This window comes from Campylobacter concisus (genome assembly GCF_003048875.2).
GTDB lineage: Bacteria > Campylobacterota > Campylobacteria > Campylobacterales > Campylobacteraceae > Campylobacter_A > Campylobacter_A concisus_AU.
In genome coordinates this window covers 306,654-327,050 of record NZ_CP049264.1, presented here as the reverse complement: position 1 = coordinate 327,050, position 20,397 = coordinate 306,654, and the positions used below count along the sequence as shown (strand labels likewise).

Below are 20,397 nucleotides of genomic sequence, written 5' to 3'. Positions count from 1 at the left end.
ACCACCGCAGCGATCGTTGCAACTATGATAGTTGCGCTTACTGGCTCACTTAGCACTTATAACCTCTTCACATCTTGGGCATAGCGCATCTTCTTTGCTAGCGTTAAATTTCCAGCATCTTGGGCATTTGTGAAGGTTGCTTGCTATGATCTTAAATTTATCACCCTCTAGCTCAAATTCAGCTAGTGGCTCGCTATCATCATAAGCTTTAACGGAGCTTACCATATAAAGATCAGCCACCTCGCGCTCGTCGTAGCTTGTGATGTTGTGGTTTGTGGTCTCTAGGCTTAGCTCTAGGGTTGATTTTATCTTTTTGTCCTTCTTAAGAACATCCACGATCTCGTTAAATTTCTCCCTGCTGGCAAAAAGCAGCTCATCTTCAAAACTAAGATCAAATTTGATTGGCTCATAAACTAAGTCAAACGCGTCTTTAGCGTCGCCTTTGATGATCTTTGGAGCATAATCCATCACCTCATCAACGGTGTAAGTAAGCGTTGGAGCGATGAGTGGCAAAAGTACCTTTGTGATGATCGCCATTGCGCTTTGAGCTGATCTTCTTCTTGGGGCGTCTTTTGCGTCGCAGTAAAGTCTATCTTTACAAACGTCAAGATATACGCCGCTAAGATCGGCTGATAAGAAATTTAAAAGGATGTTAAAGCCCTTTGAAAAGTCATAATTTCTAAAGCAAGCGCTCGCCTCGTCAAAGACCTTTTTAGCGCGTGCTAATATCCACTTATCAAGGATGTTAAATTCTGTATTTAAGCTCTCAAGATCATTTACGTTTGCTAGTAAAAAGCGGATAGTGTTGCGGATTTTGCGGTACTGCTCGCTTATTTGCTTTAATATATCTTCGCTTATTTTTAGGTCACTTGAATAATCACTCATGCCAACCCAAAGGCGTAAAATTTCCACGCCGTGAGTCTTAGCCACGTCTTGTGGAGCGATGACGTTGCCCTTACTTTTGCTCATCTTCTCGCCCTTGGCATCGACAGTAAAGCCGTGAGTTAGGATACTCTCATAAGGTGCATGAGAATTTATAGCTGTGCTTACTAGAAGCGAGCTTTGAAACCAGCCGCGGTGCTGATCTGAGCCCTCAAGATACATGCTTGCAGGGTATTTGCCAGCGTCGTAGTTGTCGCTTTGTAAGACCGCATGCCACGTCGAGCCGCTATCAAACCAAACATCAAGGATGTCCATCACTTTTTCTAAATTTTCAGCCTTGTATTTTGTGCCTTTTGGTAAAAGCTCGTCTATGCTTAGCGCCCACCACGCATCAGCGCCTTTTTCTTTAAATATACCTGCGATGTGGTCTAAAATTTCACTATCAAATATAACTTCTTTTGTCGCTTTATCTCTGAAAAACGCGATCGGCACGCCCCAGTCACGCTGACGAGAGATGCACCAGTCTGGACGATTTTCTATCATAGAGCCTATTCTTTTTATGCCTACGCTTGGATAAAATTTAACCTTTTCAAGCTCTTTTAGCGCTGTTTGTCTAAGTGTTTTGCCGCCTAGTTTAGCCTCATCCATAGCTATAAACCACTGCTTTGTGGCTCTATAAATAACTGGCTTGTGCGTTCTCCAGCAAAATGGATAAGAGTGCCTAAATTTAGAGACGCTAAGCAAACTTTTGCCAAGTAGCTCTAAAATTTTCTCATTTGCTTTAAAGATGTGCATACCGACAAACTCATCTACCACGTCACTTCTAAATAGTCCGTGATGTTTTATGCTCTCATCGTAGCAGCCACCATCATCAACTGGCATCAAAATTTCGCTAAAGCCATATTTCAAACAGACGTAGTAGTCGTCCTCGCCGTGTCCTGGAGCTGTATGAACAAGTCCAGTACCCCCATCCATCATAACGTGATCGCCTAGTAAAAATTTAGACTTTCTGCCGTTTAGTGGATTTATCGCGTGAGTGTTTTCAAGTAGGCTTGATTTAAACTCTTTTTTGATTTCGCCTTTGCTTAGGCCGCTTTGCACAACGCTTTCAAGTAGTGGCTTTGCAAAGATCAAATTTTCAGCCGTTAGCACATAAATTTCATCTGGATTTAGGCTTATGGCTTGATTTGCTGGAAGTGTCCAAGGCGTAGTTGTCCAGATGACAGCGCTTGCCTCTTTTACGCCAAGCTTTTCTAGCGCGTCACTATCAAGCTCAAACGCTACGTATATCGAGTAGTCCTCTTTCTCCTCGTACTCGACCTCGGCTTCAGCTAGCGCCGATCTAGCCGCCCAGCTCCAATAAACTGGCTTGCTTCTTTCAACCAAAAGCCCCTTTTTAGCGATCTCGCAAAGTGCTTTGTAGATGTCAGCCTCAAACTCAAATTTCATCGTCATGTATGGATTTTCAAAGTCGCCGATGATGCCAAGGCTTTTAAATTCATTTCGCTGAATGTCTATAAATTCTCTCGCGTGCTGCCTGCAAAGCTCCCTGATCTCGACCTTACTAAGCTCTTTTTTCTTATCACCAAGCTTTACTTCGACTTGCTGCTCGATCGGCAAGCCGTGGCAGTCCCAGCCTGGCACGTAGCGGACATTTTCGCCGTAAAAATAGTGCGTTTTTGTGATGATATCTTTTAAAATTTTATTTAACGCGTGGCCGATATGAAGGTGGCCGTTTGCATACGGAGGGCCGTCGTGGATATTGAAGTTTTTAACCGCATTTTGGCGATTTTTCTTCATTTTTTCATAAACCTTGCGCTCTTCGTACCATGATTTTAGTCTTTGTGGTTCATTTTGTGGGAGATTTCCGCGCATCGGGAAATTTGTCTCTGGGAGTAAAAGTGTCTCTTTGTAGTCCATTTTTTACCTTGATTTTAAAATTTGCTAATTTTACACCTGTGCTGGTTAAATCACACTGAAAAATAGTATAATGAGGCAAAAAAAGGAGCTTAAAAATGAGACAAAGTATCTTGATAATAGGCGAAGATCTTGAGATAAATAGAGAATTTCTAAACTACATTTTTCAAAGTTACGAGGATCATTTTGGCGAGCTTGGAGTGGTTAGTTTTGCTCCAAAAAATAGCAAAGAGCTACCTTTTATCATCGAAAATTTATCAAAAGATTACGACTTTGTAAGCATTTTTGGCTCAGATGAAAATTTTGCCATCGCCGCAAAAATCGTAGCGACGCTAACTGGGGGCTCACTCGAGCTAAAAGATAGCACGACACTTGCGCTTAAAGATAGCTTAGACTACTCTAAAAATAGCTTTTTAACAAGCCTAAATAACGCTCAGATAAATCTCATAAAAGCTAATCCAAATGAAGAGCTAGGCGAGTTTCTCACCGAGTATGAGCCTGATTTTAGCTACTTTCATCTAATAGACATCGACGCAGATAGCGCTAAGATCCTTATGCTGCCACTTGCTAAAACTTACGAGGTTGATATCACCCTTGCGCAGATCCTGCCAAATTTGATACTAGTAAGGGCAAAAAGCAATAAATTTGGCCAGATCGAAAGCTTTTTGCAAGGGGTAAAAACGCTATTTTCACAAAAATTTATCCCGCAAAAAGATGTGATCAAATTTGTAGCAAAAAGGCTCATGCAAAAGGGGCTTAAAATTTCATTCGCTGAGTCTTGCACAGCTGGGCTTGCGGCGGCGAAATTTGCAAGATATGGAGGCGTCTCAGCTAGCTTTGATGGCTCCTTGGTAACCTACGCAAATCATATAAAGCACGAATGGCTGGGCGTTGAGGATGAAATTTTAGAGACTTACGGAGCTGTGAGCGAGCCATGCGTAAAAGCGATGGTAAAAGGTACTCTAAGCACTACAAATGCGGACTTTGCGCTTGCCATTAGCGGTATCGCTGGACCAGGTGGCGGCACAGCCAGCAAGCCAGTTGGCACAGTATATGTCGCAGCTGGCGATAGAAACGGCAATATCGAGGTTGAGAGGCTTCTTTTAAAAGGAGAACGCAACTACGTAAGAGAGCAAAGCGTGCTAAGTGCCTATCTATGCTTGCTTCGACTAAAGAGTGAGATATTTTTCGTATAAAATTTGTTTTTTAGACCCTTTTGCCAAACTTAATAATCTAAAAACAAAAAGCCGAATTTAGGAGGCAATAAGTGCTTAAAAAGATACTTCTGCTCGCCATTGGTGCGTTATTTGCATATGGGGCTGAGACGCAGATGATCGAGATAAAAGCAAGCGACCAGCCTTTTGGTTACGCTAGCATTGGTGCAACGCCAAATTTTGGCGGATATGCCGGCAAACAGAGTAAAAAAGTCACTGTAAAAAATAGACAAAGCTTGATAAAATACGCTCAAATGGGTGGTTACGTCATCTATGTGGATGGGCTCATAGACCTTAGCGAAGGCAAGATCCCACAAAATGGCAATAGCGATGGGCTGGATAAATTTATAAGTGAGATTAGTGGTGGTGAGTTTAGCTCTTATACCCAGTTTATGCAGGCTTACGGTGCTTCATGTCGTGCAAATTTAGACGGTTCGCAAGATCCAAAGCTAGCAGCGCTTCGCAAAAATTTAGCCAACGAATACAAAAAGCTCATCGTAGTGCCGGTAGCTAGCAATACCACGATAATCGGCCTAGGCGAAAACTCAGGTATAAAAGGTGGCTCACTTTTGCTAAAAAATGTCCAAAATATCGCGATCCGCAACATGCTGATCGAAGATGCTTTTGATCCATTTCCAGATATACAAAAAAATGACGGCTTTAACGCGCAATATGACGGCGTTAGCATAGAGTCAAGCAAAAACATCTGGGTAGATCACTGCCATTTTAAGGATACTGTGGATCTTAACCATGTGCATTTAGCAGGCGGAGAGCTTACTAAATGGCAAACTTACGACGGACTATGCGACATCAAGGGGGATAGTGCGGCTATCACGATCTCGCATAACATCTTTGAAAACCACGACAAAACGATGCTAATAGGCTCAAGAGACTCGGACGGCAGCAGCGAAACAAGGACGATAACGGTCGCTCATAACATTTTTGACAACTGCGCACAACGCCTACCTATGGCACGCAATGCAAAGGTGCACGTCTATAACAACTTTTACGACTCAAAAGATGGCTTTTATGACCAAAAATACGCCATTGGAGTGCGCTTTGGCTCGCTAGTATACGCTCAAAACAACTACTTTACAAATGGCGTCAAGATAAGCTACAAATGTAACAAAGGCACCATTTTTGAAAGCGGTAACATAGACCTTTCTAAAAAAGGCAGCGTTTGCGAAAAGCTAACCAAGCCGCCATTTGAGCCTCCATATAAATTTGAGCTCCTAGAAGCTTCAAACGTCCAAAACGAGGTAAATAAAAACGCTGGCACAGGCAAACTAGCTGTTATAAAGTAAAAACCAAAGCCCCGAGCTAGCCAAAACGCTTGGGGCATAAAAACAAAGCTAAATTTTTATATTTTTACAAGCCAAAACGCTAGCGCATAGCCCATATATCAGCACGCAAAGGCTAACGCTTAACCCAAAGACGCTAAGAGCGGCGGTCTGGCTAAAAGAGAGTGTGAAAAACGAGATAAAACTCGTGATAAATGCGCAAAATATCCCATAAATTCGCTCTTTTTCGCTAAGGCTCTCATTTAGCGCAAATATCATGTAATCAATCCCCACAGCGCTTGCAAGTATGAGCCCAAAGACGCCAAAGATGCTTAAATTTACGCCAAAAACAGCAAAGATAAAGAGCGTAAGAAGCACGCCAAAGATGATGACACCCATCACAAGTGCCGAGATAAGCGCACTAAAATAAAACCAAAGCAGTAAAAACGCGACCACAAGCGCTGCTATTTTTAGCTTTAGTGCAAGCTCTTTTGCCTGAGTTAGGCTCTCATTTAGTGAGCTAGCGAAATTTAGACTAAAAGCGTTGTGGCGCTCTAGCACCTCATCACTTGCCGCCCCTTTTACAAAGCCACTCGCGTAAGCCACGCTTGCATTTTCATCAAGGACAAATTTCTTAAAATCCTTCATCGATTTTAAAGCTAAAATTTCACTCACGCTAAGCTCTTTTTCGTCTAAAACCTTTAAAATTTCACTTCGCACTTCATCCTTGCTAAAGCCAAATTTCTCATAAATCGCGTAAATTTGCTCATCATCAAGCGCCTTTTTAAAGGCCTCTTTTAGCTCGCTCTGCTCGCTTTTACTTAAAAACATATCGCTTAGCGAGCTCTCATCTTTTATCAAATTTCTCTTTTTTAGCTCATCTAAAAGGCTCTTTTCATCACCCAAAATGTCACCTCTTGATCTTGTCACTATCATCGTATTTTGGTTGTTGCCAGTTAGGCTTAAGATATAAGAAGAGTCCGCTAGCAGGCTCTTTGGCATATTTGAGTAGTCTTTTACGTTTTCGCTTTTTGATAAATTTTTAAGATCAAAAACAAGAAAAATAGCTAGCAAAATAAGCGAGATAGCTAGAAATTTAACCCCCAAATGCCTTGCAACCGTGCCTGAGAGATCACAAAATTTAGTTAAAAACGCGTCAAAAACCTTTGATCTATAAAATTTCACCCCTTCAAAGACTAAAGGCATGAAAAAGTAGCTAGCTAGAAACGCAGCAACTAGCGCAAATGCCGAAAATAGCGCCACCTCTTTAAGCAGCCTAAGATCAGAAAAAGTAAAAGCCAGATAGCCACTAAGCGTGATAAGTAGGCCTAGCAAGAAAATTTTTAGCATATTTTTTATGCTGCTAGCCCTGATCGCTTCGCCCTCGTTTTTGCTAAGCCAGTGCAAGATGTAGTCAAACATAAGGCCAATGAGGCTAGTGCTTATTAAAATAGTAAGGATATTTAGCTCATTTAGGCAGAGCAAAGTGCCTACAAATGCCACGCTAAAGCCAAATGCAGCGATAAATATCACATAAAAAATTCGCAAATTTCTAAAAGCAAGCATCAAAAATATAGCGGTTAGGCTTAGCGAGACCACGCTCATATAAAGGCTCTCGCTCTCGTTTTTTTGCTTTGAAAATGCCTGATAAAGCGCACTTGAATGCACAAAAAGCTCGTTTTGCCCAACTTTTAGCGCTTCTATCTCGTTATAAAAATTTATTAGCCCCTCGCTCGAGGCTCCCTTTTTTAGCTCGCCCTTTAGTAAGAAAAAGCTCTTTGCACAGTCTTTTACCTCAAGCATGAGATCTGCTAAATTTAAGCTTACGTTGCCATTTTTTGCGCTAAAACCACTACTTAGCGAGAAAAAATCATCATTTACATTTAAAAGCCTAAAGCTAAAGCTGTTAAAAATTTCCTCTGCGCGTTTTTTGAAAAATGCGTTTTTGTCACTCTTTAAAAGCTCTAAATCACCCCTACTTAAAAGCGCGATCTTTGAGCGGTTGATGTCATTTTTTATATCATTTAAATTTACGTCTATGTTCGCCTCAAAGCTCTTAAAAAGCGAGCTTTTAAGCGCCAAGCTTTGCACGTTTTTGGCTAGCTCTTTGGAATTTACCAGTACTAAAAAATTTGACGCCATCTCATCTTGCACCTCTTTTAGCACCTTTGCCTCTTTGGCGTCTTTGAAATTTATAAGCGAAAATATATCAGTTTGGACGTTTTTTAGGCTCGCAAGCGAATACCCAAGCGAGGCTAAAAAAACAAAGATAAAAGCCAAAATCGTGGCTATTTTTTTCATTTTATACTAAACTCATTTAGCGTTTTATCGCCGCTTACCTCATCAAGCTCGATCTTTTTTACCGCCTTGTCGCCACTTATCTTTATAGTTTTAAAAATTTGTTTAAAGAGTAAATTTTTAGGACTTAGCTCTATGCTCCACTCTTTTAGGCTGCCGCCTGTCTTTATGTCAAATTCTTTCCTAAGCTCGCTCTCATCAAGGCTAATAATGGCCAAAAAGAGCTTTTCATCAAAATTTGCGCTCGTCTTTTCAAGCTTGCCATTTTCGTTTTTAAAAATACCATCTTTATTTATAAAAACCTTTGAGACGACTGGCTCTAGCGTGTCCCAGTAAAGACCGCCCTTTTCTAGCCTAAACTCGCCCGAGCTTTTTATGCTTTTGTTAAAGCCAGCCAGGCTCTTTGTCTGCGTGAAATTTCCGCTTACTCCATCTGTTTTTACTATATTTTTAAGCTCACCTAGCTCATAGCCAAAGCAAGATATAAAAATGGCTAAAAAAAGAGCTATTTTTCTCATCTTTTCTCCTTTTCATTGTAGGCTTTAAGCGCCTTTTTTAGGGCTTCTGGCATCTCAAAGCAAGTTTGTAAATTCTTCATCTCGATGACGGCTTGGGCGGTATTTGCCTCGCTTAGTTTTTCGCCCTTTTCATTTTCTATAAGGTAGTGAAATTTCAAAAACGTTTCGCACTCGCTAAGCGTCGTCGTGACCTTTATGACATCGTTAAAAAAGGCTGGACGCACGTACTTTACGTCAAGTTTTACGATAGGAAAGGCGTAACCATCTTTTTTCATAGCGATGTAGTTGTATCCTAGCTTGTCAAGCAGCTCGCAACGCGCCATTTCTAGGTATTTGACGTAGTTGCCATGCCACATCACCTCCATGCTATCAACGTCAAAAAACGCCACTTTAAACATACTAACGTGTGAAATTTTCACTCTCATCTCCAAAAATCAAAAAAGTTAAACCACTGCGATGGGTTCTTGCACGCTCTTGCTTCAAGCTGTCTTACATAGCTTTGCACGTATGGCAGGACGCTTGCCTTGCGGTCTCTACTAAGCTTTATCTCATCAGCGATATCACTTAGCTCTATGTCAAATTTATCGCCCTTTTTTATGCACCAAAGTGCGCTCATTTTTACTCCCAAAATGCCAGCTAGCAAGTATGGGCCGTAGTTAAATTTAGCCTCCTTGCCAAGAAAGCTAAGCCTTATAAATTTATCTCCATTAAGCGGCGTCCTATCGCCCATTATGCCGATATTTACGCCATCTTCAACCGCCTCTTTTAGCTGCATCATCGCAGCCGCATCAAGCTTTTCAACGCTTATTAGTTTGATCTGCCCCTTGCTGATCTGCTCTAAAATTTTATAAAAATTCTCACTACCCTTGCTATAAACCAAGATGATCATGCGAAAATTTGGCGATCTAAGTGAAAGCGCCTTGCAAATTTCTACATTACCAAGATGGCTTGTAAGCACGATCCTACCACGCTTTGAAGCTTCAAACTCATCTTTGATGCTGTTAAATTTACTAAGCTCTAGCTCGCTTTCAAGCACGCCATTTTGCCAGATGCGAAATTTATCACATATTGCTATGCCAAAGTCATAAAAGTTGCTAAAAACGCCAGTTGCCGGCTTTTTACCGCTAACTTTCTCTACATTTAAAAGAAATTCTCTTATATTTTCTCTCTCAACTTTTGAAAAGAGATAGTAAAAGCAAACGACGATGATAACGATAGGTTTTATGAGAAATATAGGCAAATTTCTAGTTAAAAATAAACTAACTCTAAGAAAAAATTCATTCGATCTCTCGCCCTTTTGCCACCATGCGTATTTTTGTCCTTTAAAGGCTTTACCAAGCAAAAATGGCACTAAAGTAAAAAAATATCTTGCGTGCATGAGGCTTATTAGCGCGTTATCTTTTAGCATTTTAAAGTGCGAAACGCCGCCAGCTTCGTAGCGTACTTTTAGCGCTATCCACTTGATCTCTACGCCAGATCTTATGGCATTTACCAAGATCTCCATGTCAAATTCCATTCTATTTGAGCTACTTTGGAGGGTCGCACTCTCAAGCTCTTTTAGAGGATAAATTCTAAAGCCACACATCGCGTCTTTGATGTCAAAATTTAAAGTGTTGATCTTGACCCAAAAATTTGTAATCTTTCGCCCATAAAACCTCGATTTTGGCGCGTCTTCGCCGTAAATTGGATCAGCCATTATTAGATCGCTTGGATATCTTTTGCTAAGCTCCAAAAACTCCGCTACCTCGCTTATGTCGTGCTGAAAGTCAGCGTCGATCTGAAATGCATGCGTGTAGCCGTTTTGCAAAGCGTGTCTAAAGCCATCTTTTAGTGCAGCTCCCTTGCCGCCATTTTGCGCTCTAGTTAAAATTTCTACGTCAAATTCGCTCAAATTTAGCAAAGCTTTTTTTGAAGCTTCATCTGAGCCATCATCGACTATTAAAATGTGTAGATCATATCTCGCAAGCGCCTCACAAAGGGCTTTGATCTTTTCTGGATGATTGTAAAATGGTATGAGAAAGAGCGTCTTCATAAGCCCAACTTTATCCTACCGCAAGCACTTCTAGCGCCGTTACAAAATATCTCAAAATAGACCTTCTCATCTTTTTGAGAAATTTCTATGCAAAGCTCGTCATTTGGCCTTACAAATTTTAAAAATTTCAAATTCTCCACCACGCATTGATCGCCTATTTCTGCGCCAAGCTCTCTTACAAATTTAAATACAAAATCAAGCTGCACAAAGCCAGGCAAAAGTGGTAAATTTGGAAAATGCTCCATAAAAATGCCAAGTGCTGGGCTTAGCTTTGTCTTAAATTTATAAACGCCATCCTCGCTACTTTTCTCCCAAGAAAGCTCCTCGTTTTTTTCTAAAAGCAGCTTAAAATTTGCCTTTAAAAACTTGCCCTGAGCGTTTTTGCAAAGCGAGCTAACGATCTTAAAATATCTAACGCTATTTTTAAACTCAGGTCTTAAAAGCTCATTTAGCCTTGCTACAACGCCCTTTTTACCGCTATCTCTAAAGAGCTTCACACCCTCTTCGTTAAGCTCCAAAAGCGCAGCTAGACGCTTAAATTTAGGATGCGTGTCGCAGTAGCAGTCTTTTAAAAGGCCGCTTTCAAACATCTTATTTTCGATACTTATTAGATTGACCCTTTTGTCGTTTAGCTTAACGATCCTATCGATCCTGCCTTTTAGCGTGAGCCTGCCGCCATCTATCTGCGCCCAGTCGCTAGTTTGGAAAAACTCGCACCAAGGCGAGCTCACATTTAGCGCCTCGTCCTCGCTAAGACCAGCCTTTACCTTGCTAAAAAGCAAGAGCTCGTCGCCTAAATTTCTAGCAACTATGCCAGTTTCGGTGCTACCATAAATTTCAATTATCCTAGCGCTACTTAAGCTTTCTATCTTTGCTCTTAGCTCGCTCTTTAGTGCTGAACCTGCGCAGATGATGTTTTTTAGCCCTGAAATTTCAGCTGCTCTTGGGCTAGAAACTAGCGTTTGAAGCAAGACTGGGCTTGTTACGAAGGTTAAATTTGTAAGGTCTAGTTCAAAGATCGCTTCTGGGTAGTTTAGCTCCTTGCTAACAGCCTTTGCTCCAGAGATGAGCGGCAAAAAGATCTTAAATGTAAGGCCAAACATGTGCTGGTGCGAGACGCTAGCAAAAAATTTATCACCCTCGCCAAATCCCAGCTCATCTTTTAAAAATAGCCCCTCATCTATCATCGCGCCAAGGCTTTTTTGGATATTTTTACTAGCTCCACTTGAGCCTGAGGTCTGGAGAAAAAATGTAGAATTTTGATCAAATTTTAGCTCCATGCTCTTGCTAAAGTCTAAAAAATCACCAAAATTTTCATCATTAATGACAAATTTATCCCCGCTATATATCGGCTTTGCAAGCAAGATAGGTTTTACGCCAACCCCAAGTGCTCCAAAAAAAGCGGCGCAAAACTCAAAGCTCTGGCTTAGATAAATTTCTATCTCGCTTAAATTTTTCTCTTTTAAATTTGCCCCAAAAGTAGCCGCGTACTCGTAAAGATCCTTGTTGATATCCACAAATTTAAATGCCTTTAGGCTCTTTTTAAAATCCATTTTCCCTCTTTAAAATAAAAATTTTACGATATAAAATTTCGCCAAAAAACAAAACTCCCATCAAGATATAAGATACAAATGAGCAGTAAATGCTCCAGTAAATTTTATCTTCAAACTGCGCCAAAATAAAGGCAAAAGCAGCGTTAAAAACGAAAAAGCAGCACCAAATTTTAGTTAGCCCTCTTGTGTAGCTAACGACTTTTTCATCTATGTTTTTCTCTTTTAACCTAGCAAGCCTTGTTATGACTGCCTCGCCTTTTAAGCTGTAAAAAAATACCGCCAAAAAGCCAAGACTTACGATACTTGGGTATAAAAGCGCTAAATTTACACTTCTAAAAATAGCGCAAACTGCAAAAAATAGCCCAGCCGCTAAGCAAACCTGCCTTGTTTTACCGCTTTCAAAATAAGCCCTAGCCAGCCAAAGAGCGCAAAGAGCGCAAAAGATAAGAGTTGTACTCTTTTGGCAAAAAAAAAGCACCAAAGGATAGGCGATACTTGCTAAAACTAGCGCTACTTTTACTATTTTATGCTTCAAATTTCTTTGCAACGGCTTTTACGATATCATCAAGTGTTTTCACGTTTTTAAAGTCCTCTGGCATCAGTCTATAGCCAGTTTGGCGCTTGATGTAATCAATCATATCAATAGCATCTATGCTATCTATCTGCAAGTCCTCATATATCCTAGTTTCAGGCTTTATCTTGCTCTCGTCTATCTCAAAAAGCTCGATCAAAGCCTTCTTTAAAATTTCAAAAATTTCTACTTCGCTCATCGTTATTTCCTATTTTCGTAAATGTATTTTGCAAGAGAAGATACGCTAAAAAATATCTCTTTTAAATTTGCTGTCTTTGAGTCAAGCACGAGCCCATATTTTTTCTGCACAGCTAGCCCAAGCTCTAGTGCATCGACGCTGTCAAGCCCAAGACCCTCGCTAAAAAGCGGTGCGTTCTCGTCGATATCGCTTGGCTTCATATCCTCTAAATTTAAGCTTGTAATGATCAGCTCTTTTATCTCATTAACTAGTTCTTTCACTAAATTCCTCCTTATAAATTTTACTTATCTCTTCGTGTAGTGCCCTCGCCCTTACGGGGCTTGGCCTATCTTTTAAAAACTCACTAACCTCAAATTTTTTTAGCTCTTTAAAGACGTACTTTATCTTTTCATCTGGCGTTTTGTACCATGGCTCATTTTTTCTAAGGCTTCTTGGAGCCATATTTATACCCACACAAACCACGTTAGACGCGCCTTTTATGCCCATATACGCAGCCGCTTTATGAAAGATGATCTCCTCTTTCGTGCGCGTGCCCTCTGGAAAAATGAGCAAATTTTCGCCGCTTTTTAAAACATCTACGCTTTTTTGTAAAAATTCCTCGTTATTTGTGTTTGGTATGTAGTTGCACGCCCTAATAGCCGCAAATAAAAATATATTTTTGCCAAGCTCGCCCTTTACGATGCAGTTTATCCTTTTAAATTTTGAGACCAAAAAGACCACATCAAGTAGCGAAGGGTGGTTTGCAATGACTAAATTTGAGCCGCCATTTAGCTTTATAAGCTCAAATTTATAGTCAAGATATCCACAAATTTTAGTAACTTTTATAAAAAATCCCCAAGAAACTCTAACTAGATCTCGGCATAAATTTTGCATAAATTTAAATTTATTTAGCCCCAAAAGCACGACTGGCACTAGCAACATATCGCCACTTATGCAAATTAGCGCAAAAAAAGAAAATAAAAATCCAGCTCTTACGATTTTAAGGCTCATAGCTAAAATTCCAAGACGCGAAATGACTGCTACTTTGCCACGTTTTTGCCAAATTTGGGTCAAAATTTACGATGAATCTTTGCAGTAAATTTTCTGAAATTTCTTCTTCTTTTTCCACTCTTTTTAGAGTTAAAACTCTCTTATCTTTTGCCTTTGAGACAACAAGCGCTAGCATAAATGATGGCTTTTGCTCATCAAAATAGCTCTGCGATATCGACTCATGATAGGCAAGGATGAGCACCTTTTCATATCCGTCATTTAGCCTTAAAAACGCAGCTTGCAGCGCATCTTCTACTGGGCTAAAAGAAGAAATGGCTAGAATTTCATTGTGATTTTTAGCTTCGATGCTAAGAAGCGACGAGATAGCGTTATGCACAGAGAGTGAAAACGACGTTGGCGATACTGGCTCAGCCTTTGCAAGCGCAGTTTCTAGCTCAAAACAGCGATTTATCTCGCCCTCATAAGAGCTAAAAATAACTGGCATGTCGATGCTCTCAAAACTACTAAGCAGGCTAAAAGCGCACTTTGCGGCACTACTTAGCCTCCTTCTTTGCAGGGGCGGGATATTTGCTAGATCAAATTCTTTTTTGTATCTAGCTAAATCCTCGCTGATCTCACCATAGGCTATAGCGTCATAAAAATCAACTTGAAATTTCATTATTTCGCGATGTCGCCTCTTAGTGTGACGCCAGACATCAAAGAACCGCTGCCGCACTGAAACTGAGTTTTAGAGTTAAATGGCTGTTTTTTGTAATATCCAGTCAAATTTACAACCTTCGTGCCGCCCTCTTTCAACGCTCTTTCTTGAAATGACTTTAGAGCAGAGAGAAGCGCGATCTGGCAAGCCTCTTCGTCGCTTTTATTAAAGCCATTTGTCTTTTTGTTTGACGTTAGATCTTTTACGATCACCTTGCCAGTGTATCCTGTGCCAAAGCTGATGCTAACGTTTGGTAGCAAAAATTCTTTAGCCTTTGGACCATTTAAGAAGTCTAGTGAGTGGTACTTCACGTCATCTCTAGCGCTAAGGCTTGAAGCAAATGCCAAAACGGCAACTAATGAAACTAATCTTTTCATTTTCTATCCTTTTTAAAATTTGTTATCTACTCTTTTAAATATCAAAGATGTATTTACACCGCCAAATGCAAAGTTGTTACTCATCACAAAGTCCGTCTTTATCGGCGTTGGCTCCTTTAAGTAGTTTAGCTTTGCGCACTCAGGATCAGTTACTTTTAAATTTATAGTTGGAAAAAATAGCTCTTCTCTCATCATCATTATGCTTGCTATCGCCTCTAGCCCGCCACAAGCGCCAAGCGTGTGACCAAGATAGCTTTTAAGCGAGCTAATGGCGATGTCCTCTCCAAAAAGCTCGTTTGTAGCGATGCTTTCAGCTATATCGCCATGTTTTGTCGCGGTGGCGTGGGCATTTACGTAGCCTATTCTTTTTGGCTCTAGTTTTGCCGCGCGGAGTGCTAGGCTCATCGCCGCTTTCATCGTAGCACTTTGTGGTCTAGTGATATGCGTGCCATCACACGTAGAGCCAAAGCCAACGACCTCAGCGTAAATTTTAGCTCCTCTTTTTAAGGCACTCTCTTCGCTTTCAAGCACTAAAAAACCAGCTCCCTCGCCAAGCACCAAGCCATCTCTATCTTTCTCAAATGGCGTTGGTGTCAAATTTGGCGCGTGGTTTTTGACACTAGTCGCGTAGAGCTTGTCAAAGACGTACGCCTCGCTCACACAAAGCTCCTCAGCCCCACCAGCTAGCATCATATCTATGCTGCCATTTTTTATGCTCTCGTACGCGTAGCCAATGGCGTGCGAGCCGCTCGTACATGCCGAAGATGTAGGGATGATGCGCCCTTTTAGCGAGTAAAATAGCGCGATATTTGCCGCTGTGGTATGAGGCATCATTTTTATGTAGGTATTTGCGTTAAAGCCACTATCCATATCTAAAACTAGCTTTGCCATGTCAAGGATAGAGTCCGTACTACCAGTGCTTGAGCCACTTGCCACGCCCATCCTGCCATCTTGCACGCTTGGGTCTAAATTTGCAGCCTGCAAGCCTTCGCCATTTAGCAAGCCAGCATCTTTTAAAGCAAGTCCAGCCGCATGCACACTGTAACATGAAACCTTGCCAAGGCTTCTTAGCTGCTTTCTATCCCATTCCTGCGGGTGCTTGTAGTCTATGATAGGTGCTGCTAGGCGCGTGTTTAGCTCTTTATAACCCTCCCACTCGCTCATATATCTCACGGCATTTTTACCCTCAAGAAATTTAGCCCTCATCTCCTCCCAGCTGTTGCCAAAAGCACTGACTGCGCCGATACCTGTGACAAATACACGCATTAGCAAAGTCCTCCATTTACGCCGATGACCTGCCTTGTGATGTAGCTAGCCTCGTCACTTAGTAGAAATTTAACAAGTCCAGCCACCTCATCTGCCTCGCCAGCTCTTTTTGCAGGTATGGCCTTTAGCACTTCGTCTAAGAAGTCGCTATTTAAAATTTCTTCGCTCATATCTGTCTTTATAAGTCCGGGTGCCACGCAGTTTACTGTTATGCCCCTGCTGGCAAGCTCGACTGCAAGGGCTTTGCTAGCTCCTATGATGCCTGCCTTGCTAGCTGAGTAATTCACCTGACCCCTGTTGCCAATGACCCCAGAAACAGAGCTTAGTGTCACTATCCTAGCTGGCTTTCTAGCCCTTATCATAGGCATTAGCGCTGGCCTTAGGACGTTGTAAAAGCCATTTAAATTTACATCTATCACGTCAAACCACTCTTCGTCGCTTAGCCCTACAAAGGTGTTGTCTCTTGTTATGCCAGCGTTTAAAATAACGCCGTAATAGACGCCATTTGCCTCCATATCAGCCTCTATAGCTTCTTTAGCCGCAGCAGTGTTAGCCACGTCAAATGTCATAAATTTAGCCCCAAGCTCGCTAGCCATCTTTAAAAGCTCATCGCTCTTACTTCTTGCGTGAAGCACCACTTCGTATTCATTAGCAAGGCGCCTAGCGATGCTAGCTCCTATGCCTCTACTTGATCCAGTTATCAATACTCTCTTACTCACTAAGTGCCTTTTTTACAAATTCTTCATCAGGGCTCATCACGTTTAAAACCGCCCTTGCGCCAAGCTCGCCATTTACATAAAGCTCGCTGTCATAAACGCCAAATCCACTCTCATCTTGAATGGAGCACTTTGAAATGATCACTATCTCATCGCTCACATTAAAATATGGCCTAAAAATTTCAAATTTTCTACTACCAAGCAAAAAGCCAAATATCGCCTTCTCGCCCCTTAGCTCACGCATCTTTGAGTCGTAGATCCCAAGACTTTGAGCCATCATCTCTATCGCCTTTTGCGTCATAAATTTACCATCTTCTAAAAATGGGTTTTGCTCATTTATCACACTTCTTACTTTTATGCTCTCGCAAGGGATAAATTCTAAAATTTCATCGATCAAGGTTATGGCGCTGCTATGTGGCAAATAATCACTTATCATCATCTCACTCTTTTAAATATTATCACGGCATTATCTCCGCCAAAGGCAAAAGATAGCGACATCGCTGTTTTTACGTCAAATTTCGTGCCACTTTTTACTAAATTTACAGCCTCCAAGCTCTCATCATACTCGCCGTCATAAACGTGTGGTGGCAAGAGGCTATTTTGCTCCATGCAAAGCATGGCGCAAATGGCGCTCTCAATAGCTCCAGCAGCCCCAAGCGTGTGGCCGATCTGTGGTTTTAGCGTGCTTGCAAAGGTGGCACCAAGCGTTAAATTTACAGCTTTTGCCTCCATTTTGTCGTTTGCCTGCGTGCCGGTGCCATGCAAATTTACATAATCCACGCAGCTCACACTAGCTCTTTTTAGCGCGCCCTCTATACAATTTACTGCCATTTTAGCGCTAAAATCAGGCTGCGTCATGTGAAAAGCGTCGCAGTTTGAGGCAGAGCTGGCGACCACAACATTTGAAATTTCATCACGGCTTAGCAAAAATAACCCAGCTCCCTCACCGATATTTATCCCCTCTCTATTTTTAGAAAAGGCCTGACTTGGGGCGCTGCTTAGTATGCTAAGCGAGTTAAAGCCATTTATCGTAAGCGTATTTAGGCTATCGACGCCACCACAAATGACTGCGTCACAAAGCTCGCTTTCAATGAGCCTTTTTGCCTCAATAACCGCCTTAACACCCGAGGTACACGCAGTCGATACGCAGTAGCTTGGACCGCTAAGCTCGTAAAAGTCACTTACAAACTCAGCCACGTTTGCAAGGCAGTTTCTATTTATGCCAAACCTGCTTTTATCAAAAAATCCAGTCGCGATATAGCCTTTAAATGGCTCGAAATTCTCCTCAACGCCGCTTGTTGTAGTGCCAAGAACTACTCCCACTCGGCTTTTGCCATATTTTTTGATCGCTCTTTTTATCTCATCACCCACCTCTAACATCGTGCTTAAAAGCAAGGCGTTGGTGCGAGTTTTGAAGTGTTCTTTGGTTTTACTTGAAAAGCTAGGCAAAGCGCCATTAAATTTACCCACCAAAAACTCATTTTGCGGGTGAAATTCAGAGCTTTTGCTTAAAAATCTCTTACCACTTAAAAGCGAACTTAAATTTTCATCGCTACTGCTACCTGCGGCGCTGATAATGGCTGGTTTGCTAACGTAGATCAACGCTTTTTACCTCATAAATTTGATCATCTATCATAAATTTTTGCTCATTTTTTTCATCTTTTATCATCTCAAGCACCTTGATAAAAAGCTCGTTGTAGGCGCTATTTGGTGGCAAGAAGCCCAAATTTGCAAACGTGCCGTCCTTTAAAACTCGCCTAGCTTCTGGCACGCCAAGTGCGTTTATAAGGCTAAATTTATACTTGTTTTCACTATTTTGCACATAGAGCATTAGCGGCCCTTTTGATGAACTAACCTTAAACGCTTTTAAGCTAAAATCCGCCAGCTTTGGCGCATCAAATTTCTTCGCACAGCCAAGAGCTAGAAGCGTTACCGCAAGGATCATAGCTATCTTTTTTACAAGCACTTTTTGCCTTTTTAGTGTTCTAAAATCATAAAAATTTAACAATTATATCTTTGAAATGCTTAAATGCAAGGCAAATGATAAATAGATTATTAATAATCAAGTATCTTCTCTCCATCTCGTCAAATTTAACGCTAGCAAGATCACTAAAGGCTAAATTTTTGGCTTTTATCACAGCCTCTTTTGCGGTGTAAATTTCATAAAATTTTTGCATTTTATCTTTTGCGTTTGCGTAAATTTCGCTCTCTTTTTTGCTAAAGCAAAATTTGATCACTCCGTCAAAATTTCGCTCTTTTAGCTCCTCCACATCGACGCCAACTTTTTCTTTTGAGATAGCCAAAACAGCGATATTTTCTTTGTGAGAAAGGCAAATTTTGCCCCGTTTTTTTGCTTTAAATTTTAAATAGCGAGAAAGTTTAAATGAGTTTGAATTTACTAAATTTGGATATTTTTTTAGTTTTCTACGCTCTTTTTTATCTAGCATTTTGGGGCTAAATTTCTCAGCCTCAAAGCCGATAAAAAGATAAATTTCATCCCTTTTTATAGGCATTTTCAACTCTTTTTTTATACTCTTTTGCACTTTCAAGTGCCCCTATAAACTCGCCACTAACCGCCCTTAAAGCGTCATTTTGAAGCTCACTCTCATCTTTAAACGACCTAATCCTTGACGTAAAAGCAACCTCATCATCTCTATAATCAGCCTCTTTTAGATCAAAATTTAAATTACTTATTTTGCTATTTAAGATATGCAAGGCACATTTTCTTGGTCCAAAGATGAAATTTCGCTCTTTTAATGGTTTCAAGCTCCTTACCAAGATGCCACCATAAAGCGCTGGCTCGCTCTTAAAAGAGATGTCAAAACCAAAGTTGTGAAAGTAAATTTCGCCCGCTTCGCACGATCTTTTGTAGGTGTTTGCATCAAAGCAGGTGTAAATTTCAAGCTCACTAAATTTATACTCCACACCGCTTATAACGAAGATCTTGCTTTGCATCAGCTCACGCAAAAAGCCCTGAAATTTCGCGTCAAGATACGCCTTAAAACCTGCTATTTTAAGAAGCTCCTCTCTTTGGCTCTTGTCTAAGCTTTTAAAACCATCTCGCTTAAGTGCTTGAAATTTTTCTTTATCAAAACAACATTGCTTTAAAAACTCACTAAGCATCGCCACTAGATCAAATTTAGCAAAATGGCTTTTAAGTAGCTCGCCTGATAGCATTTTTTGCTCCTAATTTTTTGGCATATTTTAAGAAATTTAGCTTTTATATGCAAATGCTGGGTCTAAAATATATGAAATAACTTCTTAGTTTATAAATTTTTTATCCAAAAAGGGAGACAAGGGGACTTGAATTACGAAGCCGTCCCCTTATCCCCCTTTTTAATCCTCCAAACCCCTCGCACGTTAGAGGGGCATGCAATTGTGCTAAAGCACTGCATGCGCTTTATCATCAGGCAAGTTTTCTCAAATTTTTAAAATTTCATGAACGAGTAATTTCGGCTCTAAAATTTGAGCTAAGCTGAAAGCGAAGCCAAATTTTAGTAGTCAATTCTTGCGAGTGAATAGAATTTTGAAATTCGCAAAGCAATCTAATCAAATTTAAATGTTTGTTTTCTTTGTTAAGGGGGAAGAGGCTTGAATTACGGTCTGCTTGCAGTTACGAGATGAAGTAGAAGTAAAGCTCGACAACGTTAGAGGGGCATGCGATAGCGCTTTGCGCCGCATGCGGTTTGTGTGAGAGAATTTATAGCAAATTTTAAAATTTATGAGCGAGCATATCACGCTTCTAAATTTAGTGGCGAATAGTTATGAGCCCTAAATTTAGTAAGTTGCTAAGGCGAGTGAGTAAGATTTTAAAATTTGCAGAATAACTTAGTTAAATTAGATAGGCGTCAAGTAAATTTAAAAGTAATTTCGGCTCTAAAATTTGA

Annotated in this window: 21 protein-coding genes; 2 read left to right on the top strand and 19 right to left on the bottom strand. The window is 40.8% G+C overall.

Annotation, left to right across the window (positions count from 1 at the left end):
- Window positions 1-45 precede the first annotated feature (45 nt).
- Window positions 46-2,802: an isoleucine--tRNA ligase gene (gene ileS / locus CVT07_RS01635; RefSeq protein ID WP_107935643.1), complete on the bottom strand. Its 2,757-nt coding sequence runs from the start codon at window positions 2,800-2,802 to the stop codon at window positions 46-48.
- Window positions 2,803-2,897: 95 nt separating this feature from the next.
- On the opposite strand from ileS, the gene CVT07_RS01630 reads away from it, so the two are divergent.
- Complete coding sequence (locus CVT07_RS01630) at window positions 2,898-3,995, top strand: CinA family protein (RefSeq protein ID WP_107935641.1); 1,098 nt, start codon at window positions 2,898-2,900, stop codon at window positions 3,993-3,995.
- A 71-nt stretch (window positions 3,996-4,066) separates the two neighbouring features.
- Entirely contained in the window at window positions 4,067-5,317 is a 1,251-nt protein-coding gene (locus CVT07_RS01625; protein ID WP_107935639.1) for a pectate lyase family protein, read from the top strand.
- Window positions 5,318-5,365: 48 nt separating this feature from the next.
- On the opposite strand, the gene CVT07_RS01620 is transcribed toward CVT07_RS01625, so the two are convergent.
- From CVT07_RS01620 to CVT07_RS01535, 18 genes are read right to left on the bottom strand one after another with little or no spacing between them, the layout of a single operon-like run.
- On the bottom strand, window positions 5,366-7,594 hold the full coding sequence (locus tag CVT07_RS01620) for a hypothetical protein (RefSeq protein ID WP_107935637.1): 2,229 nt from the start codon (window positions 7,592-7,594) through the stop codon (window positions 5,366-5,368).
- The gene (locus tag CVT07_RS01615) at window positions 7,591-8,109 is read right to left on the bottom strand and encodes a LolA family protein (protein WP_087582915.1); all 519 of its coding nucleotides are present in this window, start codon (window positions 8,107-8,109) and stop codon (window positions 7,591-7,593) included. The genes CVT07_RS01620 and CVT07_RS01615 overlap by 4 nt, the downstream gene beginning before the upstream one ends.
- Window positions 8,106-8,534, bottom strand: coding sequence for an acyl-CoA thioesterase (locus CVT07_RS01610; RefSeq protein WP_107935635.1), 429 nt, complete (start codon window positions 8,532-8,534; stop codon window positions 8,106-8,108). Before CVT07_RS01610 ends, CVT07_RS01615 begins: the two co-directional genes overlap by 4 nt.
- Entirely contained in the window at window positions 8,531-10,141 is a 1,611-nt protein-coding gene (locus tag CVT07_RS01605; RefSeq protein WP_107935633.1) for a glycosyltransferase family 2 protein, read from the bottom strand. The genes CVT07_RS01610 and CVT07_RS01605 overlap by 4 nt, the downstream gene beginning before the upstream one ends.
- The gene (locus CVT07_RS01600; protein ID WP_107935631.1) at window positions 10,138-11,694 is read right to left on the bottom strand and encodes an AMP-binding protein; all 1,557 of its coding nucleotides are present in this window, start codon (window positions 11,692-11,694) and stop codon (window positions 10,138-10,140) included. Before CVT07_RS01600 ends, CVT07_RS01605 begins: the two co-directional genes overlap by 4 nt.
- A complete protein-coding gene (locus CVT07_RS01595) occupies window positions 11,684-12,229 on the bottom strand; it encodes a hypothetical protein (protein ID WP_107892185.1) in 546 nt (181 codons plus the stop codon). Before CVT07_RS01595 ends, CVT07_RS01600 begins: the two co-directional genes overlap by 11 nt.
- On the bottom strand, window positions 12,219-12,464 hold the full coding sequence (locus CVT07_RS01590) for an acyl carrier protein (protein ID WP_012140380.1): 246 nt from the start codon (window positions 12,462-12,464) through the stop codon (window positions 12,219-12,221). The genes CVT07_RS01595 and CVT07_RS01590 overlap by 11 nt, the downstream gene beginning before the upstream one ends.
- A gap of 2 nt (window positions 12,465-12,466) precedes the next feature.
- Window positions 12,467-12,724: a phosphopantetheine-binding protein gene (locus CVT07_RS01585; RefSeq protein WP_012140381.1), complete on the bottom strand. Its 258-nt coding sequence runs from the start codon at window positions 12,722-12,724 to the stop codon at window positions 12,467-12,469.
- Complete coding sequence (locus tag CVT07_RS01580; protein ID WP_230855723.1) at window positions 12,708-13,517, bottom strand: lysophospholipid acyltransferase family protein; 810 nt, start codon at window positions 13,515-13,517, stop codon at window positions 12,708-12,710. Before CVT07_RS01580 ends, CVT07_RS01585 begins: the two co-directional genes overlap by 17 nt.
- On the bottom strand, window positions 13,444-14,112 hold the full coding sequence (locus CVT07_RS01575) for a beta-ketoacyl synthase chain length factor (RefSeq protein ID WP_107935627.1): 669 nt from the start codon (window positions 14,110-14,112) through the stop codon (window positions 13,444-13,446). Before CVT07_RS01575 ends, CVT07_RS01580 begins: the two co-directional genes overlap by 74 nt.
- Entirely contained in the window at window positions 14,112-14,528 is a 417-nt protein-coding gene (locus CVT07_RS01570) for an excinuclease ABC subunit A (RefSeq protein WP_107935625.1), read from the bottom strand. The genes CVT07_RS01575 and CVT07_RS01570 overlap by 1 nt, the downstream gene beginning before the upstream one ends.
- Before the next feature lie 12 nt (window positions 14,529-14,540).
- Window positions 14,541-15,794, bottom strand: coding sequence for a beta-ketoacyl-ACP synthase (locus CVT07_RS01565; RefSeq protein WP_107935949.1), 1,254 nt, complete (start codon window positions 15,792-15,794; stop codon window positions 14,541-14,543).
- The gene (fabG, locus tag CVT07_RS01560) at window positions 15,794-16,513 is read right to left on the bottom strand and encodes a 3-oxoacyl-ACP reductase FabG (RefSeq protein WP_107935623.1); all 720 of its coding nucleotides are present in this window, start codon (window positions 16,511-16,513) and stop codon (window positions 15,794-15,796) included. Before fabG ends, CVT07_RS01565 begins: the two co-directional genes overlap by 1 nt.
- Window positions 16,506-16,946, bottom strand: a complete 441-nt coding sequence (locus CVT07_RS01555; protein WP_230855722.1) for a thioester dehydrase — start codon at window positions 16,944-16,946, stop codon at window positions 16,506-16,508. Before CVT07_RS01555 ends, fabG begins: the two co-directional genes overlap by 8 nt.
- The gene (locus CVT07_RS01550; protein WP_107935619.1) at window positions 16,946-18,112 is read right to left on the bottom strand and encodes a beta-ketoacyl synthase N-terminal-like domain-containing protein; all 1,167 of its coding nucleotides are present in this window, start codon (window positions 18,110-18,112) and stop codon (window positions 16,946-16,948) included. The genes CVT07_RS01555 and CVT07_RS01550 overlap by 1 nt, the downstream gene beginning before the upstream one ends.
- On the bottom strand, window positions 18,099-18,476 hold the full coding sequence (locus CVT07_RS01545) for a hypothetical protein (protein ID WP_230855721.1): 378 nt from the start codon (window positions 18,474-18,476) through the stop codon (window positions 18,099-18,101). Before CVT07_RS01545 ends, CVT07_RS01550 begins: the two co-directional genes overlap by 14 nt.
- 25 nt (window positions 18,477-18,501) lie before the next feature.
- Window positions 18,502-19,023 carry a 4'-phosphopantetheinyl transferase family protein gene (locus CVT07_RS01540; protein WP_107935617.1) on the bottom strand — a complete coding sequence of 174 codons (522 nt, stop codon included), beginning with the start codon at window positions 19,021-19,023 and terminating at the stop codon, window positions 18,502-18,504.
- On the bottom strand, window positions 19,004-19,687 hold the full coding sequence (locus CVT07_RS01535; protein WP_107935615.1) for an ABC transporter substrate-binding protein: 684 nt from the start codon (window positions 19,685-19,687) through the stop codon (window positions 19,004-19,006). Before CVT07_RS01535 ends, CVT07_RS01540 begins: the two co-directional genes overlap by 20 nt.
- Window positions 19,688-20,397: the final 710 nt, after the last annotated feature.